The organism is Pleurocapsa sp. PCC 7327 (assembly GCF_000317025.1).
Taxonomy (GTDB): Bacteria; Cyanobacteriota; Cyanobacteriia; order Cyanobacteriales; family Microcystaceae; genus Hydrococcus.
The window spans coordinates 2,577,276-2,596,406 of the sequence record NC_019689.1; the positions used below are offsets into that span (position 1 = coordinate 2,577,276).

The following is a 19,131-nucleotide window of genomic DNA, read 5'->3' on the forward strand; positions in this document are numbered from 1 at the left end:
CTAAGAAAAGGGAATGAGCTTAACTTCTCACAGATTGCCACTCACTCATAACTAATACAAGTTTTAAGAAATTCCTCAACTCCATTGACGGGTAAAATTTTAATTCCTAATTGGCTAGCGACTTCTTCTACTGTTAAATCGTCCAAAAATTTATACTCATCATATTTTAGCATAACCGATGGCAATAAAATCGCTTCTCCTAACTCCTTTTCTCTTAATCCTTCTATTAAATCCTGTCCGGTGAGCAAACCAGTTACAGTAATTTCTTGTCCCCAATAATTGCTGCGCAAAGGAGCTAAATTTACCTCTAATCCTTTAACCTGATTGAGCTTTTCTACCAAAGGTTTAAAAGCAATTTCAACAGCATTTCCTACCACCCAAGTAAATTTTCGAGGTTTCTTTAGTTGAGCAGGAAGTATCTTTTTCGCAGTTGCTTGATATTGTTTGATAAACTGACAAATCGAACCTACTCCATTGCCAATTTGAGGATAATCTTCGTAGTGAGATTCTGGCGGCAATTCTTGTCGAGCAATGAGAAACCATTCATCTGCTAGCCAAGCGAAATTACTGCCAAATTCTTGACGAAACTTTTCTTGCAATTTCTCAACTTGAGAAATAACCTCTGTCGCTTTTTCTTGGCTGACAGGAATTAACTCATCCTCTGTAGGACGAAAGCGAGTTAATCCGACAGGAACGACCGCAGCAGAAGCAACAGCAGGAATTTCTCCTCGATGAAATGAGGCTAAATCCAAGAGAGTTTTTTCTAAATGAATTCCGTCGTTAATACTGGGACAAACAACGACTTGAGCGTGAATTTGTAAGCGCCTTTCTTGAAACCATTGAAACTGTTCCATGATTTGTCCTGCACGGGGATTTTTTAAGAGGCGAATGCGAACTTCTGGTTCTGTGGCGTGGACGGAGACATAGAGAGGAGAAAGGCGCATTTGCTCGATGCGCTGCCATTCTTTTTGGGTTAAATTGGTTAGTGTTAAATAACTTCCATAAAGAAAACTCAGGCGATAGTCGTCATCTTTGAGATAAAGACTATCTCTTTTTCCTGGTGGTTGTTGCTCTATAAAGCAAAAAGGACAGCGATTATTACATTGAATGAGACCATCAAAAAGAGCCGTTTCAAATTCTAATCCCAGATCGTCGTCGTAGTCTTTTTCTATTTCAATATGATGAGTTTTTCCGGCAACGTCGATTACTTCAATTTCTAAAATTTCATCCGCACAAAGAAACTGATAGTCAATGAGATCGCGGGGCTTAGTTCCATTAATAGAAACGATCGCATCTCCCGGTTCAAATCCAATTTCGGCTGCAATAGAGTTAGGAATGACTTTATTGATTCGAGCAGGACGAATAGAAGTTTCGCTCATAATAAAAGAATAAAAGATAAAAGTTCTCAATAGTATCAAGAAGACTAATCGATCCGAAGGGTCGAAGAATGGCGCGATCGCTCCTCAAACCCCACTGCCAAGCTTCAAATAGCACACAGTCGATAGCCTATGCCTCTAACCGTTTTAATGGCTTCACTGCCGAATCGTTAGTTATCTAAATATCATTATGATGGGATTAGTTCGCACTTGTGCTGTCGAATATATAGTTACGTTGGCGAACTATCTTCAGCATTGGCATCATTTTCAATTAATTCAAAAAAAAATTGTGAAATTTGTTGAGTAGATCTGATGTAATAAACACTTTTGGTGCTTTGAGCCTGCTTGATATACTCACGATATCTTGGGGTCAAATATTTGTGGCATAACCAAAGCATACGGTAACTATTAATCGACCCTCCGATTGATATTTAATCTTGTCCAAGACATGAAGTAGCAAACCAGTAATTTCCGATAATCTCTTGCTTAGCGTTGATTTACCGCCTCCAGTGTTGCCAAATACTGCAACTTTTTTCATAGCCAATCTTCTTTTGGTGCGATCGAATCACCTCTTATTTAGACTTATTATGCTGGGTTAATATTAAAGCAATTTAAGATGCGATCGCGTTAATAACCATAAAGCGCGATCGCATACCGTTTTGAATTGCCCCCTTAAAGAAATAAGTTTATGCGCCACCGCGCAACTTATCGAGTACGCTGCGGTCTTCTAGCGTCGAGGTATCGCCTGCCACTTCTTGACCTGATGCGATGCTGCGCAACAAACGACGCATAATTTTACCCGATCGCGTTTTAGGCAAAGCATCGGTAAAGCGAATTTCTCCCGGACGCGCGATTGGACCAATCTCTTTACTGACGTGTTGTCTCAGCTCGTCGATCAGCTTTTCGCTAGGACTATGCTTGCTTTCTAGGGTAACAAAAGCAACGATTGACTCGCCCATCACCTCATGGGGTTTGCCGACGACTGCCGCTTCAGCGACGGCAGGATGAGATACCAAGGCAGATTCGATTTCCATCGTCCCCAGACGGTGCCCGGAAACATTGATTACGTCGTCTACGCGACCCATTATCCAGAAGTAACCGTCTTTATCCTTTCTCGCTCCATCCCCAGAAAAGTAAAAATATTGTCCGTTTTTGGGCGGAATGTGTTCCCAATAGGTGCTGCGGTAGCGGTCGGGATTGTTATAAACAGTACGCAGCATACCGGGCCAGGGATGTTTGATGACTAAGTATCCTCCTTCTTCACCTTTAACGGGATTGCCATCTAAATCCACGACATCGGCAACAATGCCGGGAAAAGGAAGCGTCGCAGAACCCGGTTTCATGGGAATAGCACCGGGGAAGGACGCAATCATATGACCTCCCGTTTCCGTTTGCCACCAAGTATCGGTAATCGGACACCGTTCGCCGCCAATAACGCGGTAATACCACATCCACGCTTCGGGGTTAATCGGTTCGCCGACCGTTCCCAACAGTCGCAAGGAAGAGAGATCTCTGGCTTTGGGTAGGTGTTCGCCCATCTTAATAAATGTCCGAATTGCTGTTGGTGCGGTGTAGAAGATATTTACCCCGTATTTTTCGACAATATCCCAGAAACAGCCAGGATTGGAAGGACGGGGCACGCCTTCATACATTAGACTCGTCGCACCGTTTGATAGGGGACCATAGACAATGTAACTGTGACCCGTAATCCAGCCCACATCCGCCGTACACCAGTAAACATCGGTATCTTTGATATCAAAGATCCATTTGGTTGTCATGTGGGTGTAGAGATTGTAGCCTCCGGTAGTGTGAACGACTCCCTTGGGTTTGCCCGTGCTACCGCTGGTGTAAAGGATGAACAGCACGTCTTCGCTGTCCATTGGTTCGGCAGGGCAATCGGCAGATACTTCTTGTTTGAGGTCGTGCCACCAATGGTCGCGCCCCGGTTCCATAAGAATTTGTTGTTGGCTGCGTCGAACGACTAAGACCTTTTCCACGGTTGGCGCGCCGTTATCGGCTAGGGCGCGATCGACTTGTTCTTTGAGGGGAATGATATTATCTTTGCGATAGCCTCCATCTGCGGTAACGACCAGCTTAGCTTGCGCGTCTACGAGTCGATCTTTGAGGGCTTCGGCACTGAAACCGCCAAAAACAACGCTATGGGGCGCACCAATTCTCGCACAGGCTAGCATTGCAATCGCGGCCTCGGGAATCATGGGCATATAAATGCCGACGCGATCGCCTTTCTTAATGCCCAATTGTTTCATGGCATTGGCAAACTGGCAAACTTCCCGATGCAATTGGGCATAGGTCAGCGTGCGCGAGTCTCCGGGTTCTCCTTCCCAAATCAAAGCCGCTTTGTTTTTGCGCCAGGTGGTGAGATGTCTGTCGAGACAGTTATAGGAAATGTTAATCTTGCCGCCGACAAACCATTGGGCGAAGGGGGGTTGCCAGTCGAGAACTTTGTTCCACTTCTGGAACCAGTGTAATTCCTGCTCGGCTAATTCTCCCCAAAACTGCTCTGGATTGGCTTTGGCTTTATCATAAAGCTGCTGGTATTCGCTGAAGCTGCCCACATAAGCTTTTTGAGAAAACTCCGGCGGGGGCGCAAATAAACGCTTTTCCTGAAGGATTGATTCTATGGTTGCTTGCGTTGCTTGTGTCATATTAATTTTGCTTGTCATAGAATACCTATCACTATTTTGTCATGAGAGAGCGATACTAAATGTTTTTTAAGCTCTTTTGGCACGGCACAGAAAATAATTCAAAGCAGTATGCAAAGTTTTTTAAACAATGGTGAAGAAATAAAACACGATAGTTAAATTCAATCGTCAGTTTCGCAACAGGTGCATGGAAATTAATTTCCCAGCTTACAGATTGAGTCCATTAAAATGGACCGCAATACTTCTCTAGTCGAATGAAGATGACTTGAAATATGAGGCAGCAATAGAACATCGCTGACTTCCTTCCTAAACACCAAAGTCGTTTTTGACAGAAGAAACAGTGGAATTTTTGAGGTGTTTTGTTTGAGTTGAATAAATTTCTTTGATGGTTTCAAAAAACTAATCCAAATTAAAAATTGTAAACGCGGCTTTTGCGGCGCGATCGCTGTCTTTATTCATTGAATTTTTGTAATTATTACTATTGAATAAATCGCGGAGCTAACAAGCGAGCGGGATGGAAAAAAAGCGATCGTTTTTCCGAACTTTTTATCTATCTGGTTAGTGCTTGAATGCTGCCTCAGTGTCTAACTCCTTACAGGTTGTCCCAAAAGTAGAGAATGTCATGTTGAGCGTCGCGATCGCGAAGCGAAATATCTTATAGCAATTCGCAATTCGCAATTATCAATTCGCAATTGGGAAATAGAGATAGATTCTAGCTAGAAATTCAATGTTTTTAGATTTTAATGGCGAATTATCAATTGCGAATTATCAATTAGCCAGCCGCTCTGGGTGTAAGACTTTTTCCCTCGAGCATCTGTAGCGTTCTTTTTTAGAGATGGTCTTATAGCACTTTTCGGTTAGATGAGACACCAAATTGGTCGATTGGGTGAAAGGGATAAGGGAAAAAATTCTGTATTCTACTGACTTGAAAATCCATCTAGTATACCAACTCCAAACAGAGATTCTTCGTTACGTTCCACTGTACTCAGAATGACAAAATAGACTTTTGGGATATCCTCTTAAAAGCTAGAAAACCTATGACTAGGATAGATTTTGAGCTAATATCGTTTTTTCATCAATCGTTCTCCTTTCTCTTCTGCCTTACTTGCATCATAAAACTTACTTAGGTAAATTGCCTAGATTTTTTCAACATAATTTATGAGGTGAGTTATGTTGAAGGGAAATAATGCAAATATTATCGGAGTTTTCGAGCATGAATTATGCATACTATACCATAAACTAATAGCAGAGGCTGCCGAGCCAAGTTATGCTTGAGTGAATATTGCCTAAAATTACATGGAGTAAAGTTCCCTACCCTAATCGATCGATGAATTTTGAAGAAACCCTGAACTTTGTAGATGCTATCGTTTTTCAGCAAGCAGGCAGACACCTGAGCGCCCCAGAGGTAATCATCCTTGAGGGAACCTGGCAAGGAATGACCTACGACCAAATGGCAGAAAACTCCCAGTACAGTCTCAATTACCTCATGCGCGACATTGGACCTCGGCTCTGGCGAATGCTTTCAGGAGTTTTGGGAGAAGAAGTTAGCAAAACCAATTTTCGGGTCATTTTGGAGAGACGCTTGTTTTCCCTACCAGTCAAAACAACCCTATCGCAGCTAATCCAAGAAAATCCAAATGAGAAAAACATTGGATCGATCTCTTATGAAGAATTGGACGGGCATGTCACCTCAGAAATAGCAACATGCCACAATTGGAACGAAACGCCGGAACGATCCGTCTTCTTCGGTCGAACTGAAGAACTAGCCACCCTCAAACAATGGATACAAGATGGCTGTAATCTAATCGCCATACGAGGCATTAGCGGCATTGGCAAAACGGCTCTCGCCAGACAACTGGCAGAAGAAATTCGAGAACAGTTTGACTGCACGCTCTGGTGCTCTTTGAGTCAAGCTCCTAGGCTCAAAGAACTGCTTGCCAGCCTGCAAAAAGCGTTTTCTGGCGCGCAATCGGAATATGAAGACGATTCACTATCTTCGCTGATGGGTTATTTACGCTCGTCGCGCTGTTTGCTAGTCCTCGACGGCGTGGAAGCCATTTTACAACCCAATCAACTAGCCGGACGCTATCGGGAAGGTTACGAGAATTACGGCGAACTGTTTGCGCGAGTCGGAGAAGAATCCCATCAGAGTTGCTTGTTAGTCACCAGTCTAGAAAATCCGAGAGAGATTGGTTTGTTGGAGGGAGAATCAGCCCCCGTGCGTTCATTAATTTTATCTGGCTTATCGATCTCCGATGCCGGAGAAATTTTGCAAGCTGAAGGACTGAGTGATTCTAGCAGTTGGCGATCGCTCGTCGAACGCTATCAGGGCAATCCAGCCGCGCTCAAGCTGGCTGCCAAACTCATTTGCGACTTATTTAATGGCAATGTCGCCGAATTTTTAGAACGAGAAATCTTTGTTTTCGGGGATATTGGCAAACTGCTAGCGCCGCTGAGGAGACGCTTGTCGGAGTTGGAGCGGGAAGTTCTCTACTGGCTGGCGATCGAGCGACGACCGATTTCCTTTTCTAGCCTAGCAACCAATCTGAGCTTACCTATCTCCCAAGGCGAACTCTTAGAAGCTCTTGCCTCTCTGGGGCAGCGATCGCTGCTCGAAAAAACCACGACATCCGAAGCCGGAAAGTCTCTTTTCGCCCTCCCGCCCATGGTAATGGAATACGTCACCAGCCAGCTCGTCGAGCAAATTAGCGGCAAGGTTTCTCATCGCCTCAAATTGTCGTCTGCATTTGAAGATACGATTGAATTAACGCCATCGCCCAAACAACCAACTAACCTCAGCCAATGGTTCGACTATGCTTTTGAGGAGGCTTGGCAACCCGTAGAAGTCCTGATCGCAAACCCCAGAATTTTACCTCGGCTGCGCAGTATTTATCACCTGAGAGGAGAAGACACCACCAAACGATTCAAAGCGATTCGGCTGCCCGAATCTCAAAAACAGGTGGCTTTGCTAGTCGCGATCGCTCAAGATTGCGACCAAAAAATCGGCATTCGCATCCAGCTTCAACCGATGGGAGAGGAAACCGTGCTTCCCGATAACTTGACGCTAGCATTGCTCAATGAATCGGGGCAAATTTTGCGGGAAGTGCGATCGCAAAATCAAGATAACTTCATTCAGCTACCGCGCTTTAGGGGCGAAGCCCAAAAACGCTTTAGCATTCGAATAGCCCACAATACCTTTAGCATCAAAGAAGATTTTGTGATTTGACGTGCTGGCAAATGGAGACTGACGAGAAGATAAGTACTCATAACAATTTCCCAAGCTTCATCCGATTCCGCTCAAAAAACATGGTCGTCGTGCCCGGAGTCTTTTCCGCTTGAGCTTTGAGCATCTTCGTCATCTGATTCTTAACCCTTCTTTGCCCAATCATCGGGATTTTCTTCATTGCCTACAATTTTTGTCCTGTACTTAGATTTGCATCATTTGATTGACGGTTTGTTTGCCTAGAGAGTCATAAATAGCTTCAGACTCAATTTCAGCCATTGTCAAGCTGCCCTTACTTAACCATCCTCCCATTTCTTTGATAAAAACCCTCTCATAGTCTTTTTAGGAAGTGCCTTGGATGGCAAGAGTTACTTTCAGTAGGCACTCGTAGTGTTCGTTTTTAGAGCTTAATTCTCGATAACTTGCCAAATCGTGTTAAAAAACTACTTCAGTTGGGTAATCTATTATTATAGCCTTGTTCAAAAAAATAAAGATCTTTGTTCGATTTTAGGGATGACAAAAATTGTTAAAAATAACCGCTTCGCTCGCCGAAGTTTTGAATCTATATTGGCAAAACTTTGTGGAACGACGATAGGAATAGTGCTTGGTTCCGAGTTAGCAATGGCAGCCCCCAATGGAGTTTGGCTCTCTCAACCGCAGATTCGGTTTCACTCGTCTACTAACACGCTTGCTCAGGTAATGGCTGACATCCAAGGGCAAAACTACAAGGTGGTCTTTCTAGATTTTCGCAATGTGCCCGATGCAGTTCAGCAACAGACTGCCCAGATAGCACGACAGCAAGGACTAAAACCTATAGTCTGGATTCAGTCTCCTCAGTATCGTTCTCTAAGGGTGCCAGAACTGATTCATGAAGCACGTCATGGGGATGGGATTCAAGTAGACGATCATTTTTTTGCTCATTACACTCTAGCAGATTTCCGCGCTCTCCGTTTTCAATACAGTCAACCAATTTTTTGCAGCATTCAGCCATTCCAGGCGGCATTAGTACCGCAGACGGGTTGTAACCAGCTCGATGTTCAATGCTATACATCTAACAACTTTACTGGCTGTGAGAAACTGGCAGACCGACTAAAAGCCGTGCTGAGTTTGTATGACAAGGATACCTATAGATATAAGGAAAAACTTGGAGGTCGTCCCTTTAATGTTTTCTTGTGGCCTTATAGTCATAAATATTTTGGGACTAGGTCGAAAGTATCTGTATTAGAAAAAACCTTACGCCCATTTTCATTTTGTCAACTTTCAAGCGCTAAAATTGGGGCAGGTTTGTCAAAGTCCGAGCAGAAATCTTTTTTCTTCGCTTTACCATTTCGCCCATCCAAGAATTGTTTTTGAAGTGCTTAGCGGCAAGCGGAAAATTTTTTACAGTTAGGGCAAGCACAGACAAGATGGCAGCGATCGCTAATTTAATCGTTGCCAAGATCCGTTCCGCCCCTGGCAACAACTGCCAAAGTCCACTGGATAATTGGATTCATTTGAGGAGCTACTGAGGCAGTTAGAACTGTCCCAGCAACAAAGGTAGCAGGAGTAGCAACAAGATGTAGTAGCCAGCGATTTCTAGCAAGCCGGCAACACCAAAGACAATTAAGGCGTGTTGGGTTTCTATCCAGTCAAAGTCAGTTGAAAGATTTAAATGTCCAGTGGAAGCAAAACTATTAGACTTGTTGCGAAATAGCCGATAATGTATGGAAAAACAATCCTAATAGTAGGGCGATCGCGCTGAACATCGAAAAGATATAGAAAATATCTCTTCCTATCCTATTACAAGCTTGAAACTTAAGAACTCTAAAGCTTTGAATTTGAAATTTATTTCGCAACAAGTCTATTATCTAAAAAATCGCGTTCGTTGGCTCTCTCGATTGCTCAAAAAAAGCCACGGGGCTTCTAGCCGCCGTGGAGCATCACGTCCCTAAAGGCTCGATCTTTCCTAAAAGTTTTTGCAATCGCTGACCGATTTCTCCTAGCCCTAAGCTGCCATTGCTCGGAAAGCGCCGCTGCCGACCGGATTCGAGATAAACGTAATCGCCAATTAGCTCGTCTAATTGCGTCGCCTTGTCAATTTTCCAATCTTCCAGGCAAGCTCCGGTGAAAATTGCTCCTTGAAAATTGGTACCGCACGCTTGCACGTCGATTAGAGAAGCTCCACTCAAGTCTGCGCCTGTCAGTTCAGCCCCCGTCAGGTTGGCTCCACTCAAGTCGGTATTGGTCAAATCGGCTCCCGTTAAGTCGGCTCCTGCTAGGTTAGCTCCGCTGAGATCGGCTCCAATTAAACAAGCCCATCTTAGGGAAGTTTTCGCAAAATTGGCTCTTTTGAGAACGGCATCTTGCAAAGATGCTCGACTGAGATTGGCTTCAGTGAAGTCGGCTGCGATCGCGCAAATATTGCACAGACGCGCTCTTCTGAGATCGGCGCAGCTGAGGTTGGCTTCGCTCAGATCGACGTTATTGAGCCAGGCTCGTCTGAGAGCAGCACCCCTCAACTGGGCGCGAGAGAGGTCGATCCGTTGGCTATTGCCTTTTCTCCATTGATTCCAGGTATCGACATCTTGTTTTAGTCGCGCGAGATAAAGTTCATTTTCCATTCTTGTCAAGTTAGATTGGCGATAGAAATCGTGAAAACTATGAAAATTCCAGGAGAAACTGGGGTTTTCAATCGTTTTACTTTCTAGCTCGATCGTCCAATATTTAAAGGGAAAGGGCAGTGATTTCATAGTAAAGAGCGATGTGATCTCAGCCATAGAACCAAAAGAGTAAGGCTTGTTATCTTCTATGAAATTTCCTTTCGAGTCGTTAAGAGTCTTTATCGGCAAGAATTGGTTGCCTCATCGAGTTAATAACATTGAATTAAAGGCTCAATTAATGCTTCACGATCGAGGGACAGGAGGGATCGCCATGAAAGATAGTAATTTTTTTCAACCTATCAATTCGCCTAAAGCAGCGCCAGAAATTATTTCTCAAGAGATGTTATTAGCCGATCTGATTGGAACCGAAGAAGCAGAGCTAATCTTTGAGGGCTTGGTCGATCGCGATCTGGGAATGGGACGCACCTTGGAGACGTTTATCTACGAGTGTCACTCTAGTACTAACGTAACGGGGGGCGATCTCGACGACGATTGGTATCAAGCTGAAGTCGTGGGAGAAGAAGCCGTCGGCGGACAGACTCCTACGCCCGACCAAAGCGTGACCGAACAACTGCTTCAGTCGATGGGGATTGCTTCAGTCGATGGGGAACCTATCCGCACGCGAGACAAGTTGGAACGACGCGATCGCATACGCTGGGAACTAGAACCCGAATCCTCAGAAGACTATTGGGATCGTTTTGAATAGGCGCTCCCATCATAAAAAAGATAATTCAGGCGGTAGATTGCTCCCGATCCCTTTGTCGATTAATATAGAGGCAAAAATCAGGACTGAGCAGTTGAGGAGCAAAAAACGGTGAATTATTAAAAATTCGATTGACGCAAACCGATCGGGCTATGGTAAAGCTGTTTTAGAGTGAATTATTTTCATTCCTTAGCCTTGAGTTAGTTTTTTTGTACTATATCAGAAAAAACAAGCAGAAGTTTGGTCAGTCAACCGAAAAAAATGAGGCAAAACAACTTGATAGACTTGAGAGGAGTTGAAAGCAGAAATCCCGAAGTGGTGGTAATAGAGTTGAAATCGGAACGAGAAACCGTCAAAGCATTGCAAGCTTTGCAAAATCGAAAGATGGTCGTATTGACCCTCAACCGCTTGAGTTCCGAAACCGCCCAAAGGGTGATTGACTGGATGGCAGGCGGCACCCATGCCATTGACGGTCGTACTCTATGGATTGGAGAAAAGACATTTTTGTTTGCGCCTAGTTCCGTTCGCATTACTGCCCCAGAAGCAGCGAACCATCCCATCTCGCCAAAATTAGAGAGGAGAAAAATGACTACTAACTCTACTAACTGCCTTCCGAGTTCGGACTTATGATAACAGGTCGCTAGTTACTTAGACTGAGCCTGCTTTTGCATGGCGTACTGTTTAAAGCGTTCCAGATCGGCTTGTAGGGTTGACTCAACGATCCGTCCTAAAAATAAATTATCCATTAATTTCCCTAAAAATCCGGGAATGGCATAGGCTGCGGTCATTTTAACGATACTGCTACCATGGCGATCGTAGAAACGGATTGCACCTCGGTTAGGCAAACCATCGACCGATTCCCACTGGATGATCTGATGCGGCACTAACTTGAGGATGCGAGAAAGCCAGGTAAACTCGAAACCCCCACTAGCCAGCTTCCAGCGAGAAAGTTCGGGGTTGTCTTCCAAAACTTTAACCGAGTCGATCCACTTCATCCAACGCGGCATTTGTTCTAGATCCGACCAGAGATTCCAGACAACCTCGATAGGAACGTCAATTTCAATTTGGACGGTATGCTCTAACCAGTTCGTCATTTGATTTGGGATAGATGGGGAGAGATTTAACTATCTACTCTATTTTCGACTAGCGAGTCGGCGATCGGCAGATTATCCGGCGGTTGATGGTTGCGCGTTGACTTTTAAGATCTCAGCACCCTTTAAAATCGCTTTTGCCGCTTGCCGTCCAGAAATTGTAGCACCTTCCATACTGTCGATATAATCCTGTTGGGTATAGCTACCTGCTAAGAAAAAGTTAGCGATAGGAGTTTTTTGTGGAGGACGATAAGGGTCCATTCCTGGCGCTTCGCGGTAGAGAGACTGGGCTAGCTTAACGACGCTATACCACGTCATATTCAACTCCCGCGAAGAAGGAAAGAGTTGATGAACTTGTTTGAGGACGTGTTGGGCGATCGCTTCATTTTTCTCTTTGATAAAAGGATCGCCAGGGGTTAACACTAACTGCAACAGCGATCCCTGTCCCTTTTTATAATAATCTCCCGGACTGGTGAGTGCTAAATCTGCAAAGCAAGAAAAATCAGCGTCAGCAGTGTATAGCAAATTATCGATTCCGACAGCTTTTTCTAATTGTTGGCGTGCCTGCGGATCTCGTAATTCTGTCACCCATCCATCAAAGCGAAGTTGCACTGTCGCCACAGGAACGGTATCGAGTTTATAAATATTGTCAAACTCAGTCCATTTGCGCCAAGCTGGCGGTAGAAGGCGCTGGATGCCGGGAACGTCGCAAGCACAAACATAAGCATCGGCAACAATGGTTTCTTCCGTCTCGCCGTTGGCAATTGCCATCCCAGTTACTTGCATTTGTCCTGTTTTTTCCTGGTAGAAAATTTCCCGCACTCTCCGTCTGGTATATATTTTTCCGCCGCGCGCTTCAATGTAATCGATAATGGGTTTGTGTAAGTATTCAGAAGGAGACCCTTCCAGCATGCGCAGGATTGAGGCTTCCGTTCTTGCCGCAAAAAACTGGAAAATGGTCAGCATGCAGCGAGCGGAAATTTGCTCGGTATCGATAAATCCCAAGGCATAAGCGATAGGGTTCCACATCCGCTTGAGGCTTCCGTCGTTGCCGCCTTTCCGGCGAAACCAGTCGGCAAAGCTAATCGAGTCCAAATCCCGAATTGTTTTCATTGCCCCGTCAAAGTCTACTAAACCGCGAATCAATGGGCTAGTTCCCAACGCGATCGAATTAGCGATTTTATCGACGGTTGAAAGTTGGGAAGTGGTGAAAAAGGCTTTGAGTCCGTTGAAGGGAGCGCCCGTAATAAAGCGAAAATCCAATTCTCCAACTCGTCCCCCGTCGTTTATAAAGGTATGGGTGTGTTCTTTAAGCCGTAAGTTCTCAAAAGCACCGACTTTTTTCATCAAGTCGAACAGTTGATAGTAGCAGCCAAAAAAGACGTGCAATCCCATCTCGATATGGTTGCCGTCAGTATCGATCCAACTGCCGACTTTGCCGCCAACAAACGGACGAGATTCAAAAATTTCTACTTCGCAGCCCGCATCGACTAGATCGACGGCTGTCGCCATTCCTGCTAATCCTGCACCAACGATCGCAACGCGCATTGAGTCTTTTCCTTTCAGGTTCTTAACATATTTTAAAAGAGAAGTTACCTGCTGAGGTCGAAATTTCTTGCTCCTGTGCTCCTGACTTCTTCTTCAATCAGAATTTTCGTCTGATTCTTGTCGAACGACTGCCTTGAGCTTAGAGTAAAAATCAGATCGGTCGATCGCTGGGGTAAATTCGTGAATGGCTCGTCGCTTGTTTGCCAACAGTCTAAACTCCTTGTTCGGCAAAGAGGAAGACTTCTGTTGCGGTTTTGCCTCTGGAAAGGTATTCTCTTGAGCGCTAACTTGACTTGGCTGTTGAGAGGTAGGACGATCGAGAGCAATAGTTGACGACTCTTCGGGAGTAGTGTTGGCTGTAGACGGCTTCTTGGCGATCGCTTGATGGAAGCGGCTCAATCTCTTAGAAACTTCTTGCAGGCGAGCGACTAATTCATTGTTCTCTCGTTCTGAATCTTCTATGGCATCCGAGGCAGATTTAGATTCGCTAGCGGGAGGAAGAACCCGAAACACGAGACGTTCAAATTCATAGGAAAAGTGAAAGGTTGGCTGTCCTCGTCGCAGCCATATGCTAAGTATATGTTCCACTGAAATCGCTTTGTAACGTCCTTGATAGAGAGCTTCTATGACAGCTAAGCGAACCCATTTAGCTGGATATAGTCGCAGCCACTGGTCGATTAATTCTAGGGCGGTATATCCTTTCAATTCAAACCCATAACGAGCCAGTAATGCGGCTGTTTGGGTAACTGTTAAGTCGTTAGCCAAGTCTGTCATCAATGGTTTGTGGACAGCTAGAAGTATTTTGGTCAGCAGCGATCGCTCTCTCCCAAGAAAATAGACTATTTTCTGAATTCATCAGGGAAATTGGGGTTGTGCTTATCTTGCTTATGTAAAGCAGCCAGCTACAGCCTTCGATTTGCCAGGGACTTCTTCGTCTTGAATAAACATAGGGGTTTCATAAGGGCATAAGGGTACGGTTGATGTAGCTTATAATTTTACTCAATTGCGGATTAAATAGAAACAGGCAATCGATAATTTATTTTTCTTTCTTAATATTTTAATTTTGGGGGTTTTAGAAATTAAAAAGTGAATTTTAGATTTGCGATAATCAATTTCTTCTTAAGAAACCAAACAAGTCTCTTCATAATAGGTTATTGAAAAAAGGTAAAAAAGCAAGGAAAAATTTAAGCAGGGAAAATACCAATCTTTCTCTAAAAATTCTAGGAAAAAACTTTATTGACTGCAACCTCGCTAGTCTCTCTCATAATATCCCTAGCCAGATATTAATATACATATATTCCGGTTTTTGAAGGCGTATTTCAAGTAAGCGTGTCCGACTCGCAAACTTATAAGTTGTTAACCATAAAAAAGACTTTTCTTAAACAATTGCTAGCTTTTTGTCAAATATCTCTGGAGAGTTGCGATAGTAAGCTTTTTGAGGTAAGATGACAGATCTATTTGGTAAGGCATAAATAATAAATCGAGACTCACAGGAACCATCTGCCTTCCTTCTCTGTCTTTGTGTATGTCACTTCTGTCGCCAGTCCGAGTCATCTAGTAAGATATTCCTGACAAAGACTGGCTTAAAGAATCTTTATATTGGGAACAATGGACAAGCTTCCTAATACGTTAAGCTTCCTAATACGTTAAGCTTGAAAAACTCAAACTAAGCAAAGCAAGGAAAAGCGCAAGCTACATGAGAGTTTTACTGTTATATCCCCTATTTCCTCAGAGTTTTTGGTCGTTTGAGAAAACTTTAGCCCTCGTGAATCGGAAGGCATTATTACCTCCTCTCGGTTTGATTACCGTTGCGGCGATTCTTCCGCAAGCATGGGAGTATAAATTAGTCGATCGCAACGTTCGCGAGGCGACCGAACATGAGTGGGATTGGGCAGAACTGGTCATCGTCTCTGGTATGATCGTCCAGAAAGAAGACATGCTCGCCCAAATCCAAGAAGCAAAGCGACGAGGAAAGCCAGTGGTGGCGGGAGGTCCTTATCCTACATCCCTTCCCGACGAAGTGAAAGCGGCAGGAGCAGATTATTTAGTTCTTGATGAAGGCGAAATCACTTTACCCTTATTGGTAGAAGCGATCGCGCGCGGGGAAACGAACGGAACCTTTCGGGCAACCGAGAAACCATCCGTTACCGAAACCCCTATTCCTCGCTACGATTTATTAGAGTTCGATGCCTACGACAATATGTCGCTGCAATTTTCGCGCGGCTGTCCTTTCCAATGCGAATTTTGCGACATCATCGTTCTCTATGGTCGCAAGTCCCGGACTAAAACGCCAGCACAACTTCTCGCAGAACTCGATCGCCTGTACGCTCTCGGCTGGCGAGGTTCCGTTTTTATGGTAGATGATAACTTCATCGGCAACAAGCGCAACGTCAAGTTGTTACTAAGAGAGTTGAAAGTCTGGATGGCTCAAAAGAAATATCCTTTTAAGTTTCTGACTGAAGCCTCGGTAGACTTAGCCGACGATCCAGAACTGATGGAACTGATGGCAGAGTGCAATTTTACCAATGTCTTTTTGGGGATTGAAACGCCAGATGAGGACAGCTTAAACTTAACCAAAAAGTTTCAAAATACTCGTAACTCCCTGAGTGAAGCCATAGAAAAGATTACGCGCTCTGGATTGCGCGTTATGGCGGGATTTATCATTGGTTTCGATGGCGAAAAACCAGGGGCGGGCGATCGCATCGTTCGCTTTGTCGAACAGACAGACATTCCCGTCGCCATGTTCAGCATGTTGCAGGCACTTCCAAATACGGCTCTCTGGCATCGACTGGAGAAAGAAGGACGACTGCTCGCAGAAAAATCTGGAATGAACCAGACGACGCTCATGAACTTCGTGCCGACTCGTCCCATCGAAGATATTGCCCGCGAATATATCGAGGGATTTTGGCAACTCTACGATCCGGAACGCTATCTCGATCGCACCTTCCGTCACTTTATGAAGCTAAGAGCGCCCAAGCATTCTGGAGAGTTTCGGCTTAGGTTGAGAGAAATTCGCGCCTTACTCATTTTAATTTGGCGACAGGGGATGCTTCGCAAGACGCGCTGGAAGTTCTGGATTAATTTGTTTAAAATCGTCCGATACAATCCCCGCGTTACCGATCACTATATAAAAGTTTGTGCTTTCATAGAACATTTTTATGACTACCGTCAAATTGTGCGCGACCAGATTAACGCGCAATTAGCCGCTCATCTGGCAACCCATTCTCCCATAGTCACTAAGTTAGGCGGTGCGGATAGGCCCGATTGGCAGGAGAAAACAGCCGTCTAGAGCGCTTTTGCCCTCATCCCCTAATTCCCTCTTGAAAAAGGGGAAAGGGAAACTCACCAAATTCGTCAGTTTTTGCTTAAAATAACCTCAATTCGTCGGCGGTAACTCTAAAGGAATTGCTCCCATCAATCCTTTACGAAAATCATTTAATAACTGAAGCGCTGCTCTTTCAACATCTCCTTGATAGCGACTGTTTGCCAACTCGTGAATATATTCTTCCCCAGTCATGGAGAGGGGATCTAATCCGTAGCGCGATCGCAATATTTCTTCATAGGCTAACGCAACCAAGAGATCGACTAAAGCGGCGGCGACGTGCTGATTGTCGTAAGCTGCCTCGCCAATATCTTCACAAATGGCTAATTTGACGGCATCGGTTTGATTGTCCAGCTTGGAAGGAATGACCCCAGGCGCATCCAGTAGCTCGATTGACTCAGAAATCCGCACCCATTGCAGTTGGCGAGTCACTCCCGCACGACGGGCGCTAGCAACGGCTTTACGCCCCAACAAACGATTGATCAACGCTGATTTACCGACATTGGGAAAGCCGATGACCACTGCGCGAACGGGACGGGGACGCATGCCGCGATCGCGCCGTCTCCGATTCATCTCGACTCCTGCCGCTTGCGCCGCTTTACTGACAGCTCTAATACCTTGACCTTGTTGGGCATCGGTAAAATAAGGTACTTCTCCCCGTCGCTTAAACCAAGCTTGCCATGCCTGACGCACTGATTCGGGAATCATATCCGCGCGATTGAGAATTAAGATTCGCGGTTTGCTGCCAATCCATTCGGCAACTTGAGGATGGTGGGAAGCGAGGGGAATTCTGGCATCCAATACTTCCAGCACGACATCGACGCGCTTGAGTTGTTCTTTGAGCTGTCGTTCTGCTTTGGCAATGTGACCGGGATACCATTGGATTTCAGGTGGCATGGGAGTCAGTAGGTAGTTGTTTGTCAAGTTTGATTCGATCGTAGTACGAGCGTCTCGCTCGTGCGAGCAAGACGCGAAGGATCTTTCGCACTACCAAAACCAGGCAAAACAAAATTGACACAGTAGGTAGACAAACAATTAATATAAAATTTACCGATCTTTTTGTTAAGCTATCGCTTTCCCACGCTCAGGCTTTCTAAAATGGAATCATCTCGAATCTGAATGCAAAAAGGACTTTAGAGCACTCGAGGAGTCGAATATGGAAGCGATTTTGGGCACTCTAGTTGGTTTAGTTTTTCTCTTTGGCGTTAGCGGCATCAAAATCGATCGCGAATACGAGCGAGGCGTTATCTTTCGTCTGGGACGGTTCAACGACATCAAAGGGCCGGGCATGTATTGGATTATCCCCCTAGTAGATCGAAAAGCTCAAGTGGATGTCCGTACTAAAACCGTTGATATTGCTCCTCAAGAAACGGTCACGGCTGATAGCGTTACGATTAAAGTCAATGCAGTTCTCTACTATCGGATTCTCGATCCTTCCAAAGCAATTAATCGGGTTGAGAACTATCAAGTAGCCGTTTATCAGGCTGCGATGACCACACTACGAAACGTTGTCGGACAGAACATTCTCGATGATGTCCTACAAAATCGGGACAAAATTAATCAAGAAGTTCAACAAATTGTGGATGAGATGGCTGAACCTTGGGGTATCGAAATCGAACGGGTAGAAATGAAAGATGTAGAAATTCCCCTAGCAATGCAAAGAGCAATGGCGAAAGAGGCGGAAGCGGTACGCGAAAAACGCGCTCGCCTTATCAAAGCTTCAGCCGAACAAGAAGCTTCAGTTAAGTTAGCGCAAGCCTCGCAAAAAATTATGGAAAATCCGGCAGCGCTGGAGTTACGGCGATTGCAAATGCTAACGGAAATTGGGGCAGAAAACAACACGACAACAATTGTAATGATGCCGTCGGATATGATTACCCTTGCTAAGCAATGGTCGGAAAGCCTCCAAAATAGCGACAAACAAAACGAGCAGCTAAAAAATGGCGATCGCCTGCGGATGTAAGATCGTTCAAGCTTTTACCTCGCTGTAGCTAGAAGCAAAGTGCTCCTGCAACAATTCTGGAATGCGCTCCGGTCGGACTTGGCAGTAACGCGCTTTACCCGGCATCATCACCAAGTTGGGACCTTGTTTGCATTGTTTGAGACAACCCGTTAATTTAATTTGAACTTTGTCCGCCAAACCGCGATCGCGCAAGCTTTCTTCTAATACCTGACAGATCGCTCGACCTCCTCTTTTCCAACAACTCGATTTTTGACACACTAAGATACTGGCTTTGGACAGTGGCGGCGATTCGGAAACAGAAACTGGAATTGAAGTAGTATTGTTGCTCTTAACTGGTTTGACGGAATTCGCTTTCAGTTTGACTTTACCCGTCTTACGAGATTGCTTTTTCATTCCCCGTACTTCAACCCAGCTACCGGGGACAATCGTTTCTAAGATCTGCTCGCGAATTTCTTTGGCTGGCTTGACCCGATATTCGCGATCGGCAAAAGCTATTCTTAGATACTTAATCTTATAACTATCTTTAATAATAAAACCTAGTAATTGTCCGACCAGGCTAAAGTCCGAGACTTCGGGAATAACACTTGACATTTTTTTCACCAG

15 protein-coding genes and 2 pseudogenes are annotated in these 19,131 nt (G+C 44.8%); 7 read left to right on the forward strand and 10 right to left on the reverse strand.

Annotated elements, in window-relative coordinates; translation table 11 throughout:
- Positions 1–41: 41 nt before the first annotated feature.
- The 3 genes and pseudogenes from PLE7327_RS11470 to acs all read right to left on the reverse strand — a co-directional run bounded on the left by PLE7327_RS11470 (position 42) and on the right by acs (position 4,042).
- Positions 42–1,379, reverse strand: coding sequence for a TIGR03279 family radical SAM protein (locus tag PLE7327_RS11470; RefSeq protein WP_015143997.1), 1,338 nt, complete (start codon positions 1,377–1,379; stop codon positions 42–44).
- A gap of 227 nt (positions 1,380–1,606) precedes the next feature.
- A pseudogene (locus tag PLE7327_RS26535) lies at positions 1,607–1,914 on the reverse strand (hypothetical protein).
- 148 nt (positions 1,915–2,062) lie between these two features.
- A complete protein-coding gene (gene acs / locus PLE7327_RS11480) occupies positions 2,063–4,042 on the reverse strand; it encodes an acetate--CoA ligase (RefSeq protein ID WP_041393174.1) in 1,980 nt (659 codons plus the stop codon).
- A 1,324-nt stretch (positions 4,043–5,366) separates the two neighbouring features.
- Here acs and PLE7327_RS11485 point away from each other — a divergent pair.
- From PLE7327_RS11485 to PLE7327_RS11490, 3 genes and pseudogenes are all read left to right on the forward strand, one after another.
- Positions 5,367–7,265, forward strand: a complete 1,899-nt coding sequence (locus PLE7327_RS11485; protein WP_015144000.1) for a DUF1822 family protein — start codon at positions 5,367–5,369, stop codon at positions 7,263–7,265.
- 52 nt (positions 7,266–7,317) lie between these two features.
- Positions 7,318–7,470, forward strand: a pseudogene (locus tag PLE7327_RS25780) (IS4 family transposase); the annotation flags it as partial.
- 305 nt (positions 7,471–7,775) lie between these two features.
- Entirely contained in the window at positions 7,776–8,615 is an 840-nt protein-coding gene (locus PLE7327_RS11490; protein WP_217523091.1) for a hypothetical protein, read from the forward strand.
- Between the two features lie 160 nt (positions 8,616–8,775).
- Here PLE7327_RS11490 and PLE7327_RS26540 read toward each other — a convergent pair whose 3' ends face one another.
- The gene (locus PLE7327_RS26540) at positions 8,776–8,967 is read right to left on the reverse strand and encodes a DUF4126 domain-containing protein (protein WP_371265297.1); all 192 of its coding nucleotides are present in this window, start codon (positions 8,965–8,967) and stop codon (positions 8,776–8,778) included.
- A gap of 214 nt (positions 8,968–9,181) precedes the next feature.
- Positions 9,182–9,991, reverse strand: coding sequence for a pentapeptide repeat-containing protein (locus tag PLE7327_RS11495; RefSeq protein WP_051036423.1), 810 nt, complete (start codon positions 9,989–9,991; stop codon positions 9,182–9,184).
- Between the two features lie 58 nt (positions 9,992–10,049).
- On the opposite strand from PLE7327_RS11495, the gene PLE7327_RS11500 reads away from it, so the two are divergent.
- Together PLE7327_RS11500 and PLE7327_RS11505 are read left to right on the forward strand one after the other, a co-directional pair.
- Positions 10,050–10,607: a DUF6335 family protein gene (locus PLE7327_RS11500; protein ID WP_015144004.1), complete on the forward strand. Its 558-nt coding sequence runs from the start codon at positions 10,050–10,052 to the stop codon at positions 10,605–10,607.
- 273 nt (positions 10,608–10,880) lie between these two features.
- Positions 10,881–11,234 carry a cell division protein SepF gene (locus tag PLE7327_RS11505; RefSeq protein ID WP_217523093.1) on the forward strand — a complete coding sequence of 118 codons (354 nt, stop codon included), beginning with the start codon at positions 10,881–10,883 and terminating at the stop codon, positions 11,232–11,234.
- A 14-nt stretch (positions 11,235–11,248) separates the two neighbouring features.
- On the opposite strand, the gene PLE7327_RS11510 is transcribed toward PLE7327_RS11505, so the two are convergent.
- The 3 genes from PLE7327_RS11510 to PLE7327_RS11520 form a co-directional block, all read right to left on the reverse strand.
- Positions 11,249–11,698, reverse strand: coding sequence for an SRPBCC family protein (locus tag PLE7327_RS11510; RefSeq protein ID WP_015144006.1), 450 nt, complete (start codon positions 11,696–11,698; stop codon positions 11,249–11,251).
- 72 nt (positions 11,699–11,770) lie between these two features.
- A complete protein-coding gene (gene zds, locus PLE7327_RS11515; protein ID WP_015144007.1) occupies positions 11,771–13,243 on the reverse strand; it encodes a 9,9'-di-cis-zeta-carotene desaturase in 1,473 nt (490 codons plus the stop codon).
- Positions 13,244–13,336: 93 nt separating this feature from the next.
- Positions 13,337–14,017: a hypothetical protein gene (locus PLE7327_RS11520; RefSeq protein WP_015144008.1), complete on the reverse strand. Its 681-nt coding sequence runs from the start codon at positions 14,015–14,017 to the stop codon at positions 13,337–13,339.
- Between the two features lie 922 nt (positions 14,018–14,939).
- Here PLE7327_RS11520 and PLE7327_RS11525 point away from each other — a divergent pair.
- Positions 14,940–16,532 carry a B12-binding domain-containing radical SAM protein gene (locus PLE7327_RS11525; protein WP_015144009.1) on the forward strand — a complete coding sequence of 531 codons (1,593 nt, stop codon included), beginning with the start codon at positions 14,940–14,942 and terminating at the stop codon, positions 16,530–16,532.
- A gap of 87 nt (positions 16,533–16,619) precedes the next feature.
- Here PLE7327_RS11525 and ylqF read toward each other — a convergent pair whose 3' ends face one another.
- Positions 16,620–17,462, reverse strand: a complete 843-nt coding sequence (gene ylqF, locus PLE7327_RS11530) for a ribosome biogenesis GTPase YlqF (RefSeq protein ID WP_015144010.1) — start codon at positions 17,460–17,462, stop codon at positions 16,620–16,622.
- Between the two features lie 259 nt (positions 17,463–17,721).
- On the opposite strand from ylqF, the gene PLE7327_RS11535 reads away from it, so the two are divergent.
- Positions 17,722–18,528 carry a slipin family protein gene (locus tag PLE7327_RS11535; protein ID WP_015144011.1) on the forward strand — a complete coding sequence of 269 codons (807 nt, stop codon included), beginning with the start codon at positions 17,722–17,724 and terminating at the stop codon, positions 18,526–18,528.
- A 6-nt stretch (positions 18,529–18,534) separates the two neighbouring features.
- On the opposite strand, the gene PLE7327_RS11540 is transcribed toward PLE7327_RS11535, so the two are convergent.
- Entirely contained in the window at positions 18,535–19,119 is a 585-nt protein-coding gene (locus PLE7327_RS11540) for a (2Fe-2S) ferredoxin domain-containing protein (RefSeq protein WP_015144012.1), read from the reverse strand.
- Between the last annotated feature and the right edge of the window lie 12 nt (positions 19,120–19,131).

What these genes read in the sequence shown, in the direction of transcription:
- PLE7327_RS11470 (WP_015143997.1), bottom strand. Translation starts at nt 1,379, where the DNA reads ATGAGCGAAACTTCTATTCGTCCTGCTCGAATCAATAAAGTCATTCCT.
- acs (WP_041393174.1), bottom strand. Translation starts at nt 4,042, where the DNA reads ATGACACAAGCAACGCAAGCAACCATAGAATCAATCCTTCAGGAAAAG.
- PLE7327_RS11485 (WP_015144000.1), top strand. Translation starts at nt 5,367, where the DNA reads ATGAATTTTGAAGAAACCCTGAACTTTGTAGATGCTATCGTTTTTCAG.
- PLE7327_RS11490 (WP_217523091.1), top strand. Translation starts at nt 7,776, where the DNA reads ATGACAAAAATTGTTAAAAATAACCGCTTCGCTCGCCGAAGTTTTGAA.
- PLE7327_RS11495 (WP_051036423.1), bottom strand. Translation starts at nt 9,991, where the DNA reads ATGAAATCACTGCCCTTTCCCTTTAAATATTGGACGATCGAGCTAGAA.
- PLE7327_RS11500 (WP_015144004.1), top strand. Translation starts at nt 10,050, where the DNA reads ATGAAATTTCCTTTCGAGTCGTTAAGAGTCTTTATCGGCAAGAATTGG.
- PLE7327_RS11510 (WP_015144006.1), bottom strand. Translation starts at nt 11,698, where the DNA reads ATGACGAACTGGTTAGAGCATACCGTCCAAATTGAAATTGACGTTCCT.
- zds (WP_015144007.1), bottom strand. Translation starts at nt 13,243, where the DNA reads ATGCGCGTTGCGATCGTTGGTGCAGGATTAGCAGGAATGGCGACAGCC.
- PLE7327_RS11520 (WP_015144008.1), bottom strand. Translation starts at nt 14,017, where the DNA reads ATGACAGACTTGGCTAACGACTTAACAGTTACCCAAACAGCCGCATTA.
- PLE7327_RS11525 (WP_015144009.1), top strand. Translation starts at nt 14,940, where the DNA reads ATGAGAGTTTTACTGTTATATCCCCTATTTCCTCAGAGTTTTTGGTCG.
- ylqF (WP_015144010.1), bottom strand. Translation starts at nt 17,462, where the DNA reads ATGCCACCTGAAATCCAATGGTATCCCGGTCACATTGCCAAAGCAGAA.
- PLE7327_RS11535 (WP_015144011.1), top strand. Translation starts at nt 17,722, where the DNA reads ATGGAAGCGATTTTGGGCACTCTAGTTGGTTTAGTTTTTCTCTTTGGC.
- PLE7327_RS11540 (WP_015144012.1), bottom strand. Translation starts at nt 19,119, where the DNA reads ATGTCAAGTGTTATTCCCGAAGTCTCGGACTTTAGCCTGGTCGGACAA.